The 19,044-nt window shown below is 45.5% G+C and carries 13 protein-coding genes; 6 read left to right on the top strand and 7 right to left on the bottom strand.

Annotation, left to right across the window (positions count from 1 at the left end; all coding sequences use genetic code 11):
- Positions 1-87 precede the first annotated feature (87 nt).
- Both Q502_RS08410 and Q502_RS08415 read left to right on the top strand, forming a co-directional pair.
- A complete protein-coding gene (locus Q502_RS08410; protein WP_099830936.1) occupies positions 88-1,434 on the top strand; it encodes an ATP-binding cassette domain-containing protein in 1,347 nt (448 codons plus the stop codon).
- Positions 1,425-2,426 carry an alpha/beta hydrolase gene (locus Q502_RS08415; RefSeq protein WP_099830937.1) on the top strand — a complete coding sequence of 334 codons (1,002 nt, stop codon included), beginning with the start codon at positions 1,425-1,427 and terminating at the stop codon, positions 2,424-2,426. Before Q502_RS08410 ends, Q502_RS08415 begins: the two co-directional genes overlap by 10 nt.
- A 290-nt stretch (positions 2,427-2,716) precedes the next feature.
- On the opposite strand, the gene Q502_RS08420 is transcribed toward Q502_RS08415, so the two are convergent.
- Positions 2,717-5,488, bottom strand: coding sequence for an HD domain-containing phosphohydrolase (locus tag Q502_RS08420; protein ID WP_099830938.1), 2,772 nt, complete (start codon positions 5,486-5,488; stop codon positions 2,717-2,719).
- Positions 5,489-5,646: 158 nt separating this feature from the next.
- Between Q502_RS08420 and Q502_RS08425 the strand changes: the two genes are divergently transcribed.
- Positions 5,647-6,843: a hypothetical protein gene (locus tag Q502_RS08425; RefSeq protein ID WP_099830939.1), complete on the top strand. Its 1,197-nt coding sequence runs from the start codon at positions 5,647-5,649 to the stop codon at positions 6,841-6,843.
- 166 nt (positions 6,844-7,009) lie between these two features.
- On the opposite strand, the gene Q502_RS08430 is transcribed toward Q502_RS08425, so the two are convergent.
- From Q502_RS08430 to Q502_RS08455, 6 genes are all read right to left on the bottom strand, one after another.
- Positions 7,010-7,846, bottom strand: a complete 837-nt coding sequence (locus tag Q502_RS08430) for an MBL fold metallo-hydrolase (protein ID WP_099830940.1) — start codon at positions 7,844-7,846, stop codon at positions 7,010-7,012.
- Between the two features lie 386 nt (positions 7,847-8,232).
- The gene (locus Q502_RS08435) at positions 8,233-9,798 is read right to left on the bottom strand and encodes a GGDEF domain-containing protein (protein ID WP_099830975.1); all 1,566 of its coding nucleotides are present in this window, start codon (positions 9,796-9,798) and stop codon (positions 8,233-8,235) included.
- Between the two features lie 14 nt (positions 9,799-9,812).
- Entirely contained in the window at positions 9,813-11,384 is a 1,572-nt protein-coding gene (locus tag Q502_RS08440) for a tetratricopeptide repeat-containing diguanylate cyclase (RefSeq protein ID WP_099830941.1), read from the bottom strand.
- A 94-nt stretch (positions 11,385-11,478) separates the two neighbouring features.
- Positions 11,479-11,820 (bottom strand): DUF4258 domain-containing protein, encoded by a 342-nt coding sequence (locus Q502_RS08445; RefSeq protein WP_099830942.1) that lies wholly within the window; start codon positions 11,818-11,820, stop codon positions 11,479-11,481.
- A gap of 41 nt (positions 11,821-11,861) precedes the next feature.
- The gene (locus tag Q502_RS08450; RefSeq protein WP_099830943.1) at positions 11,862-14,363 is read right to left on the bottom strand and encodes an alpha-amylase family glycosyl hydrolase; all 2,502 of its coding nucleotides are present in this window, start codon (positions 14,361-14,363) and stop codon (positions 11,862-11,864) included.
- Positions 14,364-14,385: 22 nt separating this feature from the next.
- Positions 14,386-14,946 carry a 5' nucleotidase, NT5C type gene (locus tag Q502_RS08455; RefSeq protein WP_243392450.1) on the bottom strand — a complete coding sequence of 187 codons (561 nt, stop codon included), beginning with the start codon at positions 14,944-14,946 and terminating at the stop codon, positions 14,386-14,388.
- A gap of 214 nt (positions 14,947-15,160) precedes the next feature.
- Between Q502_RS08455 and Q502_RS08460 the strand changes: the two genes are divergently transcribed.
- The 3 genes from Q502_RS08460 to Q502_RS08470 are packed head-to-tail and all read left to right on the top strand — an operon-like array spanning position 15,161 to position 19,000.
- On the top strand, positions 15,161-15,829 hold the full coding sequence (locus Q502_RS08460) for an ABC transporter ATP-binding protein (RefSeq protein WP_099830945.1): 669 nt from the start codon (positions 15,161-15,163) through the stop codon (positions 15,827-15,829).
- Positions 15,822-17,996 carry an ABC transporter permease gene (locus Q502_RS08465; RefSeq protein ID WP_099830946.1) on the top strand — a complete coding sequence of 725 codons (2,175 nt, stop codon included), beginning with the start codon at positions 15,822-15,824 and terminating at the stop codon, positions 17,994-17,996. Before Q502_RS08460 ends, Q502_RS08465 begins: the two co-directional genes overlap by 8 nt.
- 8 nt (positions 17,997-18,004) lie before the next feature.
- Positions 18,005-19,000 carry a P1 family peptidase gene (locus Q502_RS08470; protein WP_099830947.1) on the top strand — a complete coding sequence of 332 codons (996 nt, stop codon included), beginning with the start codon at positions 18,005-18,007 and terminating at the stop codon, positions 18,998-19,000.
- Positions 19,001-19,044: the final 44 nt, after the last annotated feature.

The following is a 19,044-nucleotide window of genomic DNA, read 5'->3' on the forward strand; positions in this document are numbered from 1 at the left end:
TCATCTGGTAGTATATAACTGTGCAATAATCTTCGAGGGTCTTGGAAGAAGTGGGCGGAGAAGATTTCTAGTTGGAGCTGAAGTCCTATGAGAGTTATCGAGGCGAGAGGGATAGAAAAGTCATACGGAGGAAAGAAAGTTCTTAAAGCCGTCGATTTAGATCTAGATAGTGGTCAGCTTACAGTTTTAGGCGGACTGAACGGTTCTGGGAAGTCGACGATCATTAAGATTCTTAGTGGTGACATAAGCCCGGATAATGGTGAGATTGTTTTCGATGGGAAGCGGGTTGAGCTGCGGTCTATAGTCGATGCCAGACACATCGGTATTAGTGCAGTATATCAGGAATACATGCTTGTTCCAGACCTCACGATTGCAGAGAACATCTTCCTCGGAAGTGGAAAGTTTTCAATCAGCAGAAAGAAAATGAATCAAGAGAGTTCTAGACTACTTAAGGAAGTCGGCCTGGAGTATGAACCTTCTGCAAAAGTCTCATCACTTTCAGCAGATGACCAATCCTTGCTTGAGTTTGCGATTGCAGCTTTCTCAGAACCAAGGGTCTTATTGATTGACGATCTCTTCTCCGTGCTGAACAGCCCGTACAAGGAAAGACTGCTCAAAATGATAAACGATGTCAAGAATAGGGGAGCATCGGTCCTTGTTGCAACCCCAGATCCCGAAATAATGCAGAAGGCGGATAGACTGTTTTTCATAGAGAATTCGACAGTTGTAGATCTCCCGGTTCCGCTCGACAGAGGGGAGATACTTCGGAGAATCGGGGCTTCAAACGATCGCTCGATTCCTCCTTTTGAAGGAGAACCCCTGATCGAAATCGGGAATGTCGCTGGTACTGGTAAGGATCTGGAAATCAGTAGGGGCGAGCTCATCCATGTTTTTTGTGGTAGCTCTGAGATTATTAGGGAACTCACCCGGGCAATTACGCGGCAGGATCCGTTTTCTGAAAATGCGGTTCCGATATTCAGGGAGGCCAAGAGCTTCTTTGAAAGATTTGGTTCCAGAGGACCTTCTTCAGATGCAGAGAAGTATTTCTCAGCAACCTTGAAGAACAGCGGACTCGTTTCTCAAGTAATGCTGAAGAAAGCACGCAGCTTCATATCGACCAAAAAGCTTAGAAGAAGCTACATTCTAAACAAAGAGAGTGTAGTGTCCGTGAAGAGCTTTCTTGCAGGTCTTGAAGAGATAGACGGCTTTGCCGGAATCGTAAGTGATGAGGACGTTAAGCTCTCCCATTTGAGGTTTGAGGCCTGTGATCTCTACGTATTTGTCAGACCTCTGCTTGGCCTGGATCCGGTTTCAATTGATGCTCTTGTCAGAGTTCTGCGGGACATTTCCGTGAATTCTAAAGCGGCGCTTGTGCTAACCGATGAGATGGAAAGCCTGAGTTTCTGTACTAGGGGTATGATAGTATGCAGATGAACCCCGATTTCTCATACGAGAAGAAGAAGATAGAGTTTTCCAGTGGTTATATATTCAAAGGCAAACACTATCGTTGTTCTATCATAAAGTATCCTTCTCTGTACAAGAACTGCACGAAGGGAACCGAAAACGTCGAGGTATATCATTTTTCCCCAAGAGAACGTGCCGTTGGCTCGATACTGATACTTCACGGCTTGGGCACTGTCAATATCCCATTCCTCTTCTGGATGGGAAGCCATTTGGCAAGTGCCGGTCTGCAAGCCTCCGTGATGATACTTCCGGGAAATTATACGAGAACGGCAAGTGGTTCTACCAGCGGAAAGGACTTCTTTTCGCCAGATCTAAGAAGGTTGACGCTATTCTGGGAACAGGCCGTCGTGGATACTATGACAACCATCGACTTGCTCCAGCAAGAAAATATCTGGTGGGACAACAACTGTCTATTTGGATATTGTCTTGGAGGTATGGTCTCCACAATAGTAAGTGCAATTGACAAAAGAATTAACAACTTGATTCTAATGACTGTCGGCGGCAACATCGCCAGGATTATGTGGCAGTCCCCCGTGCTGAAATCTGTTCGCCGGTCGCTGAGAAGCGGTTCGGGTGAAGAAGGGTATTTGAACGATGAGAAGAGACTGAACGCGAGATTCGAAGAAGACTCTCTGGCAGTCAAGAAAATGAAGAGTGCCTCCGAGCTGCTAGAATCCGACCTCCACCCCCTGTTCAAGATAGATCCTATTGCATATGCTCGGTTCAACGACAGCAATAAGGTGACCATGATCGAGGCGCTTTTTGACAAGACTCTTCCGATACAGACGAGAAAACAGTTGTGGGAGGCCTTCGACCGACCGAAAAGATATATAGTGCCTACTGGGCATGTTTCCTGGTTCCCTCTTGAGTACGCTTTGGGTAAGTACATTCTTAAGAAACTGGGGATAAAAGAGGCAAGAAGAAAGCTGAGACTTCTGGAGAGCACAAAACCTACTGAATGATCGCGAGCCGCAGAAAGTGCTTTCAACTGTTTTATAGCCGATCCATATACAGAGTAGAAAGCCGACGTAGTGGTTAGGGCGGAGGAGACAAGAAGATCCTTTAGCGCTGGGCCCGCTTCAGATGAAAGCTCTTGGTTGTTCAGAAAATTGAATGATCTGTCACCTTGTCTAGGAACGAAGAAAAGATTCTCGCTCCAAAACGAAGAATCTCTTTTCTTACTGCACACCCGTACCCGCGACCTCGAGCCTACGAGGCTTATCGAGAACTAACCTCGCTCAAATGAACGACGTTATACGTTCAAGAAACTGACGAAGGAATCAACCAGCCCTGGATCGAACTGCTTCCCAGCACATCTGCGCAGCTCTTCTATTGCCTCTTCAGAGGATACCGGGTGCTTGTACGGCCTTCCGCTTGTCATAACGTCGTAAGCGTCTATTATTGACATCATTCTTGCCAGAAGCGGAATTGATTCGCCAACCAGTCCTCGGGGATACCCTGAGCCGTCCCACCATTCATGATGACTTAAGATCTCATCCGCGATTCCCACCAGCTCTGGCGAAGAGAGGGCTATTCTAAATCCGGCTTCGGGATGGGACTTGATTTTCTTCCATTCTTCAGAGGTCAGACTGCCCGCTTTAGTTAGTATCTCCTCAGGAACTGCTATCTTTCCAATATCGTGCAGAGCACCAAGGAGCAGAAGATTATCGAGTTCGGCTTCAGACAATCCGATGAACTTCCCGAAATCCCTGCTGAGAGTCTTGACCCTTTCCGTATGTTCTTCCGTCTCATAACTCTTGTTAAGCAAACTCTTCTCTAGCACCTGGACCGTTCTGCTTCTCATGGATATGTTGTTCAGGAGTTTGTCTCTATACATTCTTTCTTCAGCGGAGATAAGAGCTTCGCGAAAATCCTGATCAGCATCGAATTTCGTTCCGATTCCAAAGGAGACGCTTATAGGAAGACTGAAGCCCGTTATCCGATTCAAGGCTTTCCTGATTCTGCCAACAAGAGATTCTGCAGACTGCGTATCTGTTTGAGGAAGCAGCATTATAAACTCATCTCCTCCCCATCTGGCGATTATGTCGTCGGATCTCATGGAGGATTTCAGGCAGTCTGCAACAGTCTTCAGTAGTCTATCACCTTCTAGATGACCGAAGGCATCGTTTACGATTTTCAGTCCGTTCACATCTCCCATCACGATGCTTATAGGCATTTGCCGTTGTACATTGAGTCTCTCGACCTCCTCTTCGAAGAATGATCTGTTGTATAAGGAGGTAAGTGGGTCATGGAAGGTGACATAGTGAATCTCCTTATCTGAACGAATTCTATAGATCGCTTCAACTGCATGAGCCATAAGAATCTCGACTAGCTTTACCTCTTCCTGTTTCATTGGAGAGTCATGGTACGAGACGAGAACTCCTATACTCTTCATCGGGACCGCCAAGATCGATTGCTCGCAGTCGGTTATGACTTTGCAGAGTGAACTGTTACTTATAAAGGTAGTATTCCCGTTTTCTATAGAGTCTCTCAAAATGCCGCTCCTGAATAGGTAGCCCTGCATCGATGCCACCTCGCCCTTCGTCTCAAGGGTGACGATTTCCTGATTGTAGAGGAGATAGAGACCGAACATTTCCATCCCGAGGATATTGGCCGACGCATCAATGATCGAGTGGAAGATCGTGTCCTCTTCGTTTGATTTCTCCATCTTCAAAGCGATATCGTGAAGCTTAGAGACCTTCTCCTTTGTTCTTTCCAGCTCGTCTTTCACAAGTTTTTCATCGGTGATATCTCTTACCGCTCCTCGGATGCCTCTTACTCTGGAGGAATCTTTCGAGTAACTTGGCTTCGAGTACTCGCTCACCCATCTAAGCGCGCCGTCTTTCCTTACAATACGATATTCAATTCTCTCTTCATTTCCAGATCTCACGCTTTCAAAATGCCCTTTGTAGCAATCAAGGTCCTCAGGATGAATAACTGATTCCCAGTCCAGTTCTTGAAGGTCGGGTGAATCAAGACTGTGCCCGCTTATCCTTTCAAAGGCTTCGCTTCTCCAGACTTCGTGGTCTTCCCCGTCATTTGAGAAGTCAATTTCGTAGTAGTAATCTGAGATAGTCTCTGACATTGATTTATATCTCTGTACAGATAGGGAGAGCTGAGTCTCAACTGATTTTTCTTCCGCGAGTTTCGCGCTCAAAAATGCCGTCTTCTCTCTTACCTCTTTCCTCAAAGTCCTGTTCCACAGATACTTTCCGCCCAACACCAAGAGCATGATCAGAGCAGCGGGAAGGGCGAATAAAAGGAAACTCTGCCACGGACTGTTACTTGCATTTGCATCAATGGCTCCAAACCATTTGTTGTAAATCTGTCGGTATTCTCCTGTCGAAGAAATTATCGCCAAACCTTCGTTAAGTAAAGACAATAACTCTACATCTCCTTCTTTCACTGCGAAGCAGTATTCTAGCCTTACAAAAGGATCCTCTGACACCAAGATATTCTTTAGAGAAAGTTCCTTAATCAAATACAAACCCTGTATCTTACCGAGTAGTACTGCATCGACCTGTCCCTCATTGAGCATCCGGAGTGCAATTTCGGGATACTCGACTCTCACGATCTCACTTCCAGCTACCTCACTAGAGACAAGCTCGTCCATTAAGTCGCCCTTCTGAACGGCAACTCTCAGTTCTCTAAGATCATTGAGAGAAGAATATCTGCCAGTCTTCCTATTAGAGAAAATAGAGCCATGAAGTATTATGTGCGGATTAGAGAAATCGACAAGTATATCTCTCTCTTCCGAGTAGCACATTCCAAGCAGACCGTCAATTTTGCCGTCCTCCAGAGCGGCTCTTGCGCTCGTCCAGACTCTTAGCTCTATCTCAACGTCAAAATCGAGAGCACTAGATATTGCCCTAAGGACATCGATGTTGAATCCCACCGGAGCTCCGCGGTCATTAGCATATTCAAAAGGTGGATAATCGGTGTCTCCACCAAATTTGTACCTTACTTCAGCAAAGAGGGTAAGAAACAAAAGAATGAAAAAGACGGTTGACAATGATCTTCTCATAGTACTCCCCCGGAAGAAAATAGCCTTCCTCAAGACCAACTATAACATTGCAAAACTGAAAACAAACTCAGATTACAGATAGTTTCTTGAAGGTAGTCGATCATTCGAGCGCACGATATTCCGATCAATTTTGTATATAATTGGGTAGAGGTGATATCATGAGTAGAACTCGTGGAACCATAGATATAGCGCTGATTATTGGAGCAATCGCTATTACTGCAATCGGAATTCTCGCTTATTTATTTCCTACAACCAAAGTACCCGACCCTGGTGGAAAGTACGAAGTCGGACTTAAGATAATTGAGTTGAGCGATGAAACAAGACTCGATCCATTCTCGGATGCAAAAATGTCCAGAAGATTGATAATAGACATCTGGTATCCCTCCGACGATACCTCGGGAAGCAGAAGAAGCCCGTGGTTCAGGAATCACTCGGTTTTTGTGAACAGCCTTGCTGAAAATTACGATCTTCCTCCCATATTGTTTCAACACTTGCGTGCCGTTAAGACCAATTCCTTCTTAGATGCCGTACCTTCTGCTGATGCCAGGAATCTACCAGCGGTGATTCTCTCGCCGGGAACTCCGGCTATCGTACCGCTGTATTTTGCTTTTGCTGAGTATTTGGCGAGCAGAGGTATAGTCGTGATTGGGATTGAGCATCCATACGGAGCATCCGTTGTTGAATTTTCCGATGGTACCCAGTTCCATTTCAATAGAGACAGAGTCATGGAACTCCCCGGAGCCGAGACATTTGAGGAGGGAGTAAGACTTTCGATGAAACTTATGGCAGAGGACTTATCGTTTGTTATCGATAAGCTCGTCGAACTGAACAAAAGCAACCATGTTCTGGCCGGCGTCTTTGATACCGAAAGAGTGATTGCTTTTGGTCATTCAGGTGGGGGAGGAGTTGTTCATTTTGCTTCTCTTTACGATGAAAGAATAAAAGCTCTGTTGACTTTTGATCCCGCACTTTTTGTTATGAACGAGCGGGAGATAAGCAAAGGTATAAAAATACCAGCGTTGATCATGGAGACCGATAAGTGGAAGGAACGCGAGGAATCAGGAAGAATAGCCGATTTGATTAACTCAAGCAGCGTTCCGCCTTATCATATAATAATCCCTGATGCTAAGCATCCCGATTTTGCGATGCTTGATCAAATCTCACCCCTTGCTAACTTCTTGGATTTTACGGGTGTCTTCATGAAGGATGGCGGAGAGTACTATCTATACAGTGTGATACATGGCTTCATTGATTATGTGTTTGGAAATAGAAGTAAAGAGGAGTTCTATTCTGATCTTCTGCAAAGGGAAGATGTTGAATTGTTCGAGGGTGTAGATGAAATCCTCAAGCGCTAGACTTGTCTTAGGCATTTAGAAATCGACGTATGAAATCATACAGAGTCGGTGAGCACTAACGGCGACGGTAATTTGCTCAAGCCCAAAAATAACTGACGGGTGCTAAGACTTCTTCTGACAGGATTTGGTTAGGCGACGATAATTCTGCAATAAATGAACTGTCGCATTATATGTCTAGCAGTAGTCCGTCGTGTGCTACTACAACCTTATAGCGGTTGTAGAACTCTTCAAGTTCCTTCTTGGGCGGGTTTGGATAGTGTGAAAAGTGATGGGCGACTACCAGAGTGTTGTCATCTATAATTCTAAACTCCCTCATTCTGTTCTTTGTGGAGATTACTTGCTCAGCAGTATGGTGATATGGAAAGAGCACTTCTTTCATGAATCCCAAAGTCGAATCAACAACTGCAATATCTATCGGACTATCAATTAGGTCTTTAAGACGGCCGAATGAAGAGTCTTCGATTGGGCCGGTATCGGTCGCATAAAGGAATGATTTCCCACCTTTCTTGAGCAGAAATATAAACGGTTGCTCGTCTTCTTTAACTTTGTGTACTGCAGGCACAGGGATTACGGTACAATCGTTAACCTCGATTTCTTCATAAGGTTCCGCCTGGAGAAGGACGGTTTTCTCCGGGTCAAAGTAGACTGAATTGGAAATGAGAGAGAGGACGGTAGAATTGGCGAGAACGCTCATTCGAGGAAGTCTGTCATAAGAGGCATTGTATCTGTTCATTCTATAGCCGAAGTTTGGAAGGTACAGATGATCTGAGTGGGAGTGGGTTATTAAGAGAGTTTTTACATCAAAAAGAGAAACCTCTGCCTTCTGAGCCCCAGACATGATATTCGGCCCGAAATCGATGAGCAGATCGTCGTCAACATATACGGAAGCCGTAAGCCTGAAGCTTTCATTTCCTGCCAGCCTCGCCTTTCTGCAGTTTTCACAGTCGCAGAAGACATTTGGATGGCCCTCGTAAGCTGCGGTGCCAAGAAACAGGACTCTCATTTCTCCTCCTCTACAGCGGTACTTTGTGTCCTAAGATGGGATTGCTTTACTACGACAGATAATGAAGCTCAATCTATTCACTTTCTTCCCGAGTCTGTTGAGGATTATCCCCCAATTCTTCATTAATATGGATGCAGATAACTAGTTTTCCTTTGCCAGTGAGTATTGGATAGCTCTGTCAGTGTATTCTATTCTCTTATCGAGCTCATCCACGTAGATGCGGTCGCTTCACTGTTTCCAATCACATCGTTAGCATCGTCAGGATAGGCCCAGTTCCGTGTAGAGGTTCATCGCCTTCAAAGAGCATTCCATAGAAACTCTGTACTCTCTAAGAATCCCATCGACCGATCTTTCGTCTTTCATTGTGCATCTCCCGGATGCAAGCCTTACTGATATTGGATTTTGTTCTTGCCCATTCTCTTTGCCTCGTACATCAATCTGTCTGTCTTCAGCAATAACTCACGAGAGCGTTCCTGGTTCCACTCGGCAACACCGGCACTAAAGGTTATCTTCAATTCTTCTGATGTGTTCACTGACTCAAGTATTCTGGTTGCCGTAGATAAGGCCCCTTCGAGACCGGTTGAAGGCAGCAAGATGACAAATTCCTCTCCGCCGTATCTGAAAACATAGTCGACACTCCTTGTTTTGGAAGCGATAAGTGAAGAAAAGGCCTCAAGTATCTCGTCTCCCTTCTGATGCCCGAAAGTGTCATTGAATTGCTTGAAATCGTCAATGTCAATCATTATTACGGAGAGACTCCCGCCGTACATTTTTGCTCTATTGATTTCGTATTCAAGTACTTCAAACATCTTCTTCTGGTTCATAAGACCGGTCAACGGATCTGTCTCGGTTCTCTCCTTCAAAAGTCGATTTGCCAATTCCGGTTGGTTTTGCACCTCTACTAGTTCTTTGTTCTTCGCAATCATTAACCTGTTAGCTTCGTCAATTTCATGGTTCTTCTCCGTCATCTCCTCTATTTCCTTGAGCTTCTGTACGGTAGCAAAGGTCGCTCCCAGCTTTGCAATCACTCTGGCTTCTTCTTCCCTGAATACCTCGGAATTTAGTCTTGCTATCTCCCTGTATTTTTCCAAAGCTCCATCAACATCTCCCTTTGCCTCCTGGATTTTGGAGATGGCCTTTAGCCTGTGAAGGATGTCCGATTTGTTTCCCTTCGATCTGTGATATTCGAGTGAATGTTCAAGGGCTTCCAGAGCAGAGTCTAGATCTCCCGTCGCCTCGTAATACTCTGCTTCGTAGCGGCATATATCTGCAAGAGAGTAATCATCGCAGTTTTCACTTGCTATCTTACGGGCCTTCCTTAGGAGATCAATTGCTTCGCTCTTTCTTCCGGTATAAAGGAAGATGTCGGCAAGATTCATATAGCTGGAGGGGAGATCTCCCTTAAGAGAGTTCTTCTCCTTGATTTCAATTGCCTTTTGGATAAACGGCACACCTGAACCGTCCTCCGTGATGTTTTCAATAGCAATTCCCTTGTTATTTAGATACTTGGCAAGTGATAGCTCGTCGTTATTCTTTTTGGCAAGGCAAACCGCCTTCTCAGAATATTCTACTGATGTCTCGAAATCTCCCATTTTCAAGTAGACACCGGAGATGTTGTTGTAGACCATCGACAGTAACTTTTCTTCTCCCAATTCATTGAAGATAGCAATTGCATCGGAAGCATATTCAAGAGCCTTTGAAAACTCACCTGATTGACAACTGATTCTAATCATACCATTGTATGCAAGACCCATCTCGCGACTGGTTACTCCTCTAAATTTCTCCAGTTCCCTGCTTACGGTCTCAAAGGCGATGAGAGTCTCTCCCGAGCTTGTCAAAGCTTGCTGGAACTTCCTGAGAAGCGCCAGTCTTTCCTCAACGGCTAACTCATTTCTCGAAAGATACTCCTCGTAATAATCAGTGTAGCTCTTCTCGTGATCTTTCTGACTCATTTCATCCACCTTTCTCAAATAGCTGCTTCACTTATCTCAAGCCTGTCTTTTCCTTTTGCTTTTGCCTCATAGAGCAATTTGTCCACAATGGAAATGAATTCGTCCGAGGACTCCCCTTTCCACTGCCTTGCACCCGCACTGAAATAGACCTCAATATCAAGCTTCTCCTGAAGGGATCTCTTCATTCTCGAGTAGAATTCCGATGCCTTTTCCACATCTGCGCAAGGTAGGAGGATTAGGAACTCTTCGCCTCCGTATCTGAAGGCAAAGTCGTTCTTTCTGATAGATGACCTTATAGATTCTCCGATGTCGGCAAGAAGTTCATCGCCTTTCAAATGGCCGAAAGAATCATTAACGGACTTGAAATCATCTAGATCAAGCATTATCATAGTCAGGGGAGTTTCGTATCTCTCTGCTCTCGAAATCTCACTGTCCAGCACTGATTTCATCTTCCTGTGATTCAACAGCCCGGTCAATGGGTCGGTTTCCGCCTGCTTTTCCAGAAGCTTATTAATTTCCTCCAGCTTGGCTTTCATTTCCTGGAGTTCGTTGTTTTTCTCCGATATCTCTTCATTGACCGTTCTAAGTCTCTTGTTTTGCTCTGCCAGGTCGTTGATTTCCCTGAGTTTTTCCCTCGCCTCGAATGATGATTCCAGCTGGGCTATCGACCTTGCCTGTTCTTCCTTGAAAATACTCCGGCTCAATTCCGTTATCTGTTTGAACATGTTCAAGGCCTCTTTTGAGTTTCCCATCAACTCATACACTGAAGAGATATCGTTCAATACTCCAAGCAATTCAGTCTTGTTTCCATTTTCTTGATGGTATTCCCTGACTTCCTCAAGCAGGCTCATTGCCGAGGTGAAATCTCCCTCGCCTTTCAAGAAACGGGCTTCGTATTTCATCGTCTCTGCAATAACGTGTTGGTCTTCGTTTTCTTCACCCAATGATTTCGCTCTGGACAAAAGCTCTCTGGCATCGGTCTTTCTCCCCGATTCGTAGTACAGCTCGGCAAGATTGAGATAACTATTCAGTAGCTCAGTCTTCATATTGAGCCTTTCCTTTATCTCTATTGCCTCTTCAAAGTTTGGAATCCCCGATTCTTCATACTCTCCATTTTCCGTGATAAATGCGATATTGTCTAAACAGCATGCAACGTTAATCTCGTCCCCATTCTCTCTTGCTATCTCCAAAGCTCTGTTCACATTGGCCAGAGCTTTGCCAAAATCATTCATCTTCAAGTAAAGTCCGGACGTGTTTATGAGAACTCTCGCATACAATTCCTTTTCGCCTTTTTCAGCACAGATAGCCTGTGCTCTACGCGAATATTCAACTGCCTGTGAAAATTTACCGACAAGCGCGCTCAGTTTCACCATTGTGTTCAGCAAACCTGCCATTTCCAGAGAATCGAAGTGATCGAACTTCTTGATTTCTCTATCGATTATTTCGTGGGCAGCAAGGGTCTTCCCCTGATCACTGAGGATCGAAACTGCTTCCTTCAAGAAGACCAGCCTCTTGGGGACTTCCTCCTCGGGCAAAGACATGTATTCTCTTAACAATTCAACAACTCTATCTTTCTTTTCTTCCATCTTATCCCCGCTTTCTGAGAGGGTCTTAGGCTATAAGATATCTTCATAAGAAACCTGAACATATGGCTCGGTTAATGAATCACGAATCTCTTTGTCAATCATCTAGTAGCGATTCCTCACGCTCGCCACTATTCCAATATACCGTGACAACTTCGAAGTTAGCGAGTCTCTTTTCGAGTATCACGGTGATTTCGTCGTCCGTTACTTTCAGTCTGTTGTAATTGGCAATTTCCACCCTGCGACCCTCTTCGAGAATGCGCTTTATTCTCTCCGGTTCAATTCCTCTTTCATCCATTCTTGAAACGGCATGCTGACTAAATGATATCTCGGTGCTCTCTTGTATGTCCTCTCCATTATCTTCATCTTCCTGACTCATCGACCTTATTAGAGAAGCAGCGACTATCACGGCCAGAATCACAATCAGCAAAAAAAGCATAATCTCCTCCCGAAGCTGTATCTAGGCCTCTCTCTATCCTCCTATTCTATCCTTATAAGGATGTCATCCATAATATAAGGGTCTTCTTTGCTTCCGCCTCCAAAATGGTAGCTCTTTGGTTCAGGATAGATGTCTCGATATACCGCTTCGATTCCATCGAAGTCCCAAGTAGTTACGTAGATGTTGAACCCTTCAAAACTCTCTGGTCTTCCGACCGTCTCGCCGGGAATCCTGAGAATTACTTCGTTATTCATTCTATTCGTTTGTACCAGTGGAGTGAGGGATATGGGAGTTCCAAACGACTTCGGGCCACTACCTTCAGAAGAATACGCAACTATTGACCAGCCATTTGCGAAGATAAAGTAATCCCAGTCCAGTCCGTCAGGCATAGTCGCGTTTAGGAACGGCAGGTCGGTTGATCCCTTTCTGTTGGGATCATCTACGAATATTTGGAAGGTAACATGGTCAAATCCGTTCTGTGGTCCCCATGAGTCGGTTAGATCTTTGATTCTAATCCCCAGAACCATCGAAGCTCCTATCTGCTTGACTTCAACCTCTAGCAGGTCCATCTGGTTCTTGAAAGTGATGTCTGTAGGATATTTGTACCTGCATTCCGGACCGCAGTCATCTCCTTCGGGATCTGGAATCGAAGCTAGAAGCAATTCCGGAATATCGAGAATCACTCGGTAATCTTCGCTGTAGATCGATTCTCTTCTTGTATCACCGTAGACTTTGAATAGAATTGAATGGATTCCCGGGTCAAACTTCGAAATGTCCCATTCGTAAGACCACTCTCCGCTGACTATTTCGATGTCTTCTGCCTCTTCAATTCTCATGTCGAATATTATCCGCGCGGAGGAGGCTCCCGAAGCTGTTCCTGTCACAGTATAAGTTGAGTCGATCCTCTGAAAATCCTCGAGGTTCGCGTTAAACTTGATTTCAGGTGTCTCAACTTCACGAGTTTCTTCGGAAGCGATTCCCACGTAGACGGAGCGTGGGTTCATGGTCATCACGAGTTTCCCGCCTTGTTCGACAGGATAGCTTTTGGAGAGCGAATTGAAAGTGTAAATCGGCTTGATTAACTGACCCACTCCAAGGCCGGTATCCAAATTAGCTAGAATCCTACGTTCTCCCGAAGTATTCATTAAAACAAAGATCTTCTCTTCGTTATGTTCAATGCTGTAGACAAAGATCCCAGGCCCATTGGGGTCGGTTTTTAGCACTTTGACCTCCCCATACCTCAGCGCAGGGTATTCCTGTCGCAGCATTGCGAGTTCGCTTATATATCTGTAGAGCTCAGATTGAGAATCGAAGTGGTCGATTTCACCAGACTCAAAACCTCCGGCGAACATCGCTGCCCTAGTTTCTACAAAGCCTTGCTCAGTGCCGTAATAGATCACCGGGATGCCGGGAATCGTGAAAATGAAGGCCAGAGCCTGTTTAAGATTTGCCAATCCTGACCCTTTCAAGAATCGTTCCATGTCGTGATTATCGATGAAAGTCAGTAGCCTGGTTTGATCGAAGTGGCTCTGCCGCGCCTCAAGTCTGTATCCGATATTCGCTGTTGGTTTCCCTTCTTTGAATACACTTCTCAATTCAATGTTCAGCGGAAAATCCAGCATGGAATTCATTCCTGCTTCGAAAAACTCTTTTATAACCATTTCCCCAGCATCGTCGAAGGGGTCGCTTCTAACCCAGGCCTCGCCAAATGCTATGAATTCAGGTTTGCCGTTCTTCGCGGCAGCTTCATAGATACCTTCTTCACCATTCAGAAACTCGTCCCAGAATTCTAGAGGAACGTAGATTACTGTATCGATCCTCAATCCATCAATATCGGCCTCTTCGATCCAGAAAGTGAAAGAATCCTTGAGTGCTGAGATTACCACAGGATTTTCCGTGTTGAGATCGTCCAGACCGGACATCTGGTAGTTCAGCTTCTGATAAGGGTCATTGAAGTCATAGATATCGGGAGTCCAGTGATAAATGCTCTCATCCTTATGATTATTGAAATCGTTTAGTGAGAAGGGGTGCTGTTCGGGAGAAGAGGTCGGGACGCTTTCGGAGTTGAGTTCGAACTGTCCATCTACGAAACGAAAATAGTCACCCACATGATTGGGAACGATATCCTGTATTACCAGCAAGCCCTTATCGTGGGCGGCTTCAACGAGTCTCTTGTAGAGTGCAACGTCACCGAAATGCTCATCAATCATCCTGAAATCTCTGGCCCAGTATCCATGATAACCACCGTAATTCACCCATGGATTCCACCATTGATTGGCCACCGGTGGGGTTATCCAAATTGCCGTTGCGCCCAATCCCTTTATGTAGTCTAGCCTCTCGATTATCCCGGCGAGATCTCCGCCGTTGTATCGCGAGTTGTCGGTACCGGCTTCTCCATATCCCATGTCGTCATTGGATAGATCTCCGTTTGAAAAACGGTCGATCATGATGAAGTAAATGACTTGATCTTCCCATGTTGTTGCTGTAAAGAGGCTTCCAGTTAAGAAGACTGAAAGAAGAAGAGCAAGAAGTATCTTTTTCAAACCTCTCACCTCCGGTTTTCTACTAGACCAAAACACTGTCCAGAAACTCTCCCAGGTTCTTCACCCTGAGTCTGTGATCGATGTGTCTGTTGTAAGGCCAATCCATTATGTATGTATTGATTCCGTGATCGAGCAGATTCTCTACGTGATGAGGTGCATCGTCTACTGCATAATCGATGCCAAGAACCTTGCAAAGCTCGCCCTTTCGGGAGCTGACGATAACCGATACCGGTTCGCCGATTTTCTTCTGAATCCATCTCTGAGACTGCAGCTGAACACTTCTTCCTTTTGTAGGAAAACGCGAAGTTATGAAGTAGAATTCGTGGCAGCCCTGGGCGACAAGACTACCCAGCCGCTTCAGTTCCTTGGGACTTGCATATGGAGGAAGAAACTCGTAGAAGTTCGGAGTATTTCTAATTCTCTCCCACACCCTTTCTTCCATATCGAGAGTGAGATTGGGCACGCTTTTCCAAAAGTCCCATACCTTGACCTCAACATCCATTGGCACTTCTTCAAACATTTCATTCGCGATCTTCAGGAATGCAAGATTGAAGTTCGATAGGATGTCATCAATATCTATCATTATCTTCACGGTTCACCTCCGTATAGAAGAGTATATATCATATTTATTATCTCTTTTTTGTCGAGGAGGTATCTCGGTTTTCGGGTGAACGATTATCCAATCAGGAAGACTCAGAAATCTTTTCGCTCTAGTGAAAAGATCAATCCGCCTTGTCTTTGTCACTAGACATGGTTTATGGGATAATCTCAGTAGGTTTTTTGAGGGAGGAAGTAGAATGTTCGAATTGAAAGAAGTCGCATTGATATATGAGACGAAGAAGCAGGCTCTGGCGGCGCTCAAATCGACTGACCTCAAGATAGAGAAGGGAGAAGAAGTTGGGATATTCGGCCCTTCGGGTTCTGGGAAGTCATCGCTTCTCTTCATTATGAGCACACTAAAGGAGCCAAGTCGCGGAGAAGTCAAATACGAAGGCAAGGAGCTTACGGCTCTTACTCCTTCCGCAAAAGCCGAACTTCGGCGCAAAGAGTTCGGCTTTGTGTTTCAAGAACACTTCTTGATAAACCATCTGACTGTCAGGGAGAATATTCTGCTCCCCCTGAAAGAAAAGCGAGGAGCAAAAAAGAGGCTCGAAGAAATCACTACTGCGCTTGGATTGAACCAACTTCTCAAGCGATTCCCGTATGAGCTCTCGCTTGGGCAGAGTCAGAGGGTAGCAGTGGCAAGAGCATTGATAGCCGGTCCGAAGGTTGTTTTCGCCGATGAACCGACCGCTTCCCTGGATAACGAAAATGGTAGCAGGGTAATAGAGCTCTTGAAGTCTTATTGCTCGAAGTCTGGTGCGACTCTGATACTTGTTTCTCATTCGTCTGAGATTATAGGTGATTTCAGAAGAAAACTCAAAGTGGAGAATGGCCAGGTCTATGAGGTTGGTGTGAATGCTTAAGTACATGTGGCTATATCTCAGAAGAAGACCGGGCAGAATACTGGTCTTCATATTCGTTGTCGCTCTTGGTTTATCAATGAGCCTTGTGATTAGCTCAATCTTTCTTTCCTTCGGAGAGACGAGAAGCAGGATAGCAAAGATCAATGAGAGCTGGATTACGGTACAGTATCTCTCTGAAAGTGGAAGAGATGAATCGATTGACAATAGTCTTACCGAGATTTTCGAAGACGTATTTGGTCTTTCAGATGTTATCCCGGTAGATATCGCCTATCTCGGCTACAACCTTTTCGGAAGTGCAAGAGCCAATTTCCCTGTTTATGGAATCAAGCAGACGGAGATATCTCGAATGTTGCGGGAGAGCAATGCCTACATCTCAGAAGGGACGGTATTTTCCCCAGGGACAAATGAGATTATTGTCTCCGATTCATTTCTAAGAGCCTCAGGAGTAGATCTGAAAAATGTCTATGAGGAGATCTCCGAAATGTCGAGCGTAGGTCTATATACAGTGGTCGCATCTCTGGAAGGACCATCGGTGTTTGGACTGGGGCCGTCGGGGATTTCGAGGGGCAAGGGATCATTTGGCTTCCTGGTATTCGCTGAGGATGGTTTCCTAATGGCAGTTGAAAACGAGCTGAGATCAAGGATCATCGGAGAAGAGCTTTCAGTTTCGATCAGAGGACCTGTTTCTTCCCGGGAGGCCCTTGAAAGGCAGTACGCAAGCTACTATTTGGGAGTCTTCTTGACAAATCTCTTTGTCTCTCTGGTCTTCATAATAGCTCTTACAATGCTTAATTCGGTAAGCATTCGTGAAAGAAGGAAGGAGTATGCTATCCTTACTGCCATAGGTCATTCTCCCGCGAGTTTGAAGGTAAGACTCTTTCTGGAGTCGCTTTATCAGGGAATCGCTGGTTGGATCCTTGGCCTCCTTGCAGGTGGAGCCGTTCTTTCACTATTCGAAGATCGCTTTTTCACGCCCAATGGACTTTATATAGGCGACAGCGCCGTCTCATCTATTTGCACGTTATTTATACCGTTCACTACGATTGTTCTATCTCAGATACTGATAGGAAGACATCTGAGAAGAGATCTCGTCGGTCTTCTGAAGAGTTCTGAAGAAAGAGTCGGTCTGCTCAAGAACAGATTCAGGAATGTCGGTTTGCCCTGGCTCCAATTTCCTCTGAGAAGCGATGGTTACAGATCTCTTTTTGTTAACATCACCGCGCTTGCCGTGCTAGTGACCGTTTTTGGTTTGCTTCTATCTTCATTGACGGATACTGTTCGAGACAGCGGCTGGTTGTTCGATCAATGTTCTTATATTCAGACCTCGGCATTGGAGGAGATCCGGCTTCCTGAAGAAATCTCATCGAAATCGACGGCTGTTCTTCCTGCCGATCTTCTCGAGCTGGATGTAAAGCTTATGTTCGGCACCTCGAAACTCTTCATTCCTGTTGTATCTACTGAGCATTCGAGACTTCTCTCAATATTCGACGAAGATCCGTCGGCCGGTACGCTGTATGTTAGCAGGAGTCTTTTCGACTTAATTGTCAATGGTTCTGTCAGGGGGTTGGATTACTCTTCGATGGAGGTTCTACCGAATCTAGAAAGTCTCGCTGGTGTCTTAGTGCAAGACAGAATAGAATCTGCCGGTCTCCTGGTATTATACGATGACCGTGATCTTGCAGGTGAAATGAGAAGTTTCGCCTCCGAGGCCGGTCAGGTGGAATTGGTCGACAAGAAGACTTTCGAGTTGAAGATCCGTGCCGAGACGCAGTTCATGGGGTTGATTTCCTCGATTATCATCTATCTTCAGTACATCGTCGTCATAATAATCGGTCTGGTTACTGTTACAAGGGTGACCTTGGCGAGACGGAGCGAGATATCAATCAGGAACATTTTGGGACAGAGTAGAGATGAGATTGGTCTTCTCTTTTTCGGAGAACTGTCATTAGTGCTTTTCCTAGGCGCAGCAATTGGATATCTTCTGACTACGATCTGCTGGCAGATTTTTAGATCGGTCTTTCTTCGGGGACTTTACATTTCCTCGATCGTAGTTCCTGAGACGCTTTTCAGAATCTCTGTAATGACCGTTATTGTTATGTTGGCCGGAGTAATCACGGCAAGATTCTTGATTTCGAAACAAGATCCAATATCAATTATCGAAAGATAGGTGAAGAGATGAGATATAGAGAGCTCGCTTACCCGGGAGACGGTTACGAAACGGGGCCTTTGAACAAGATCACCGATCTTGAGGGAATACGAGTCGGGCATTACACTTTGACTGAGGATTCACCGAGATATCTTCGAACGGGAATAAGCGTCATAAGGATTCCTTACGTATATGAAAGGCCCGTCCCGGCAGCTTCCAGCGTCTTCAACGGTTATGGAAAGTCGATGGGTCTTATTCAGATAGAAGAACTCGGGACGATCGAAAGCGATATCTTTCTGACCAACACACTTTCAATTGGAGCCGTACATCAAGGTGCGGTAAGGCTCGCCCTCCAGAGTAATCCTGAATTGTCGTCGCTTAACGTAGTCGTCATGGAGTGCAACGATGGCTTTCTAAATGAAATTCGAGCTCTGGCGATAAAAGAAGAGATGGTTACCGATGCGGTCGGGGACGCGAAAAAGGATTTCCAGCTCGGCAGCTGTGGCGCGGGGACCGGGATGGTTTGCTTTGGTTATAAGGGCGGGATCGGTTCGTCTTCAAGAATCGTCGAGTTCGGAGGCAGGAAATACACCTTAGGGGTTTTCGTTCTTTCGAATTTCGGCAGATCGTCCGACCTTAGAATTCCGTCTCTCGAATTGCGTCCCAAACTACAGGATTCCGATCGGGAGAAAGGATCGCTCATCATGATCCTGGGAACAGACCTGCCTTTGATGCCCCATCAGTTGAAGAGAGTAACGCGGCACATGAATCTTGCTATTGGGCTGCTGGGAGCTCCAGGGTACCATGGAAGTGGAGACATTTCACTTGCTTTCACTACATCCATAGAGTACAGACAGTCCGAGCAAAGCTTAATGAACGAAGGGAACACGCAGAGTGAAATATTCAGGGCAGCCGTCTGGGCGTGCGCAGAAGCCATAGTCGATTCGATGCTCTGCTCGGGTGCTATGACCGGATTCAAAGGGTCTGTAGACTCTTTAAGAAGCGCAATACAATCAGACCTCTGATCGAATAGAGTTCTGTCGGTGATTTTGTAGACACTCTAAGAACC

Source organism: Mesotoga sp. Brook.08.YT.4.2.5.2. (assembly GCF_003351125.1).
Classification (GTDB): Bacteria; Thermotogota; Thermotogae; order Petrotogales; family Kosmotogaceae; genus Mesotoga.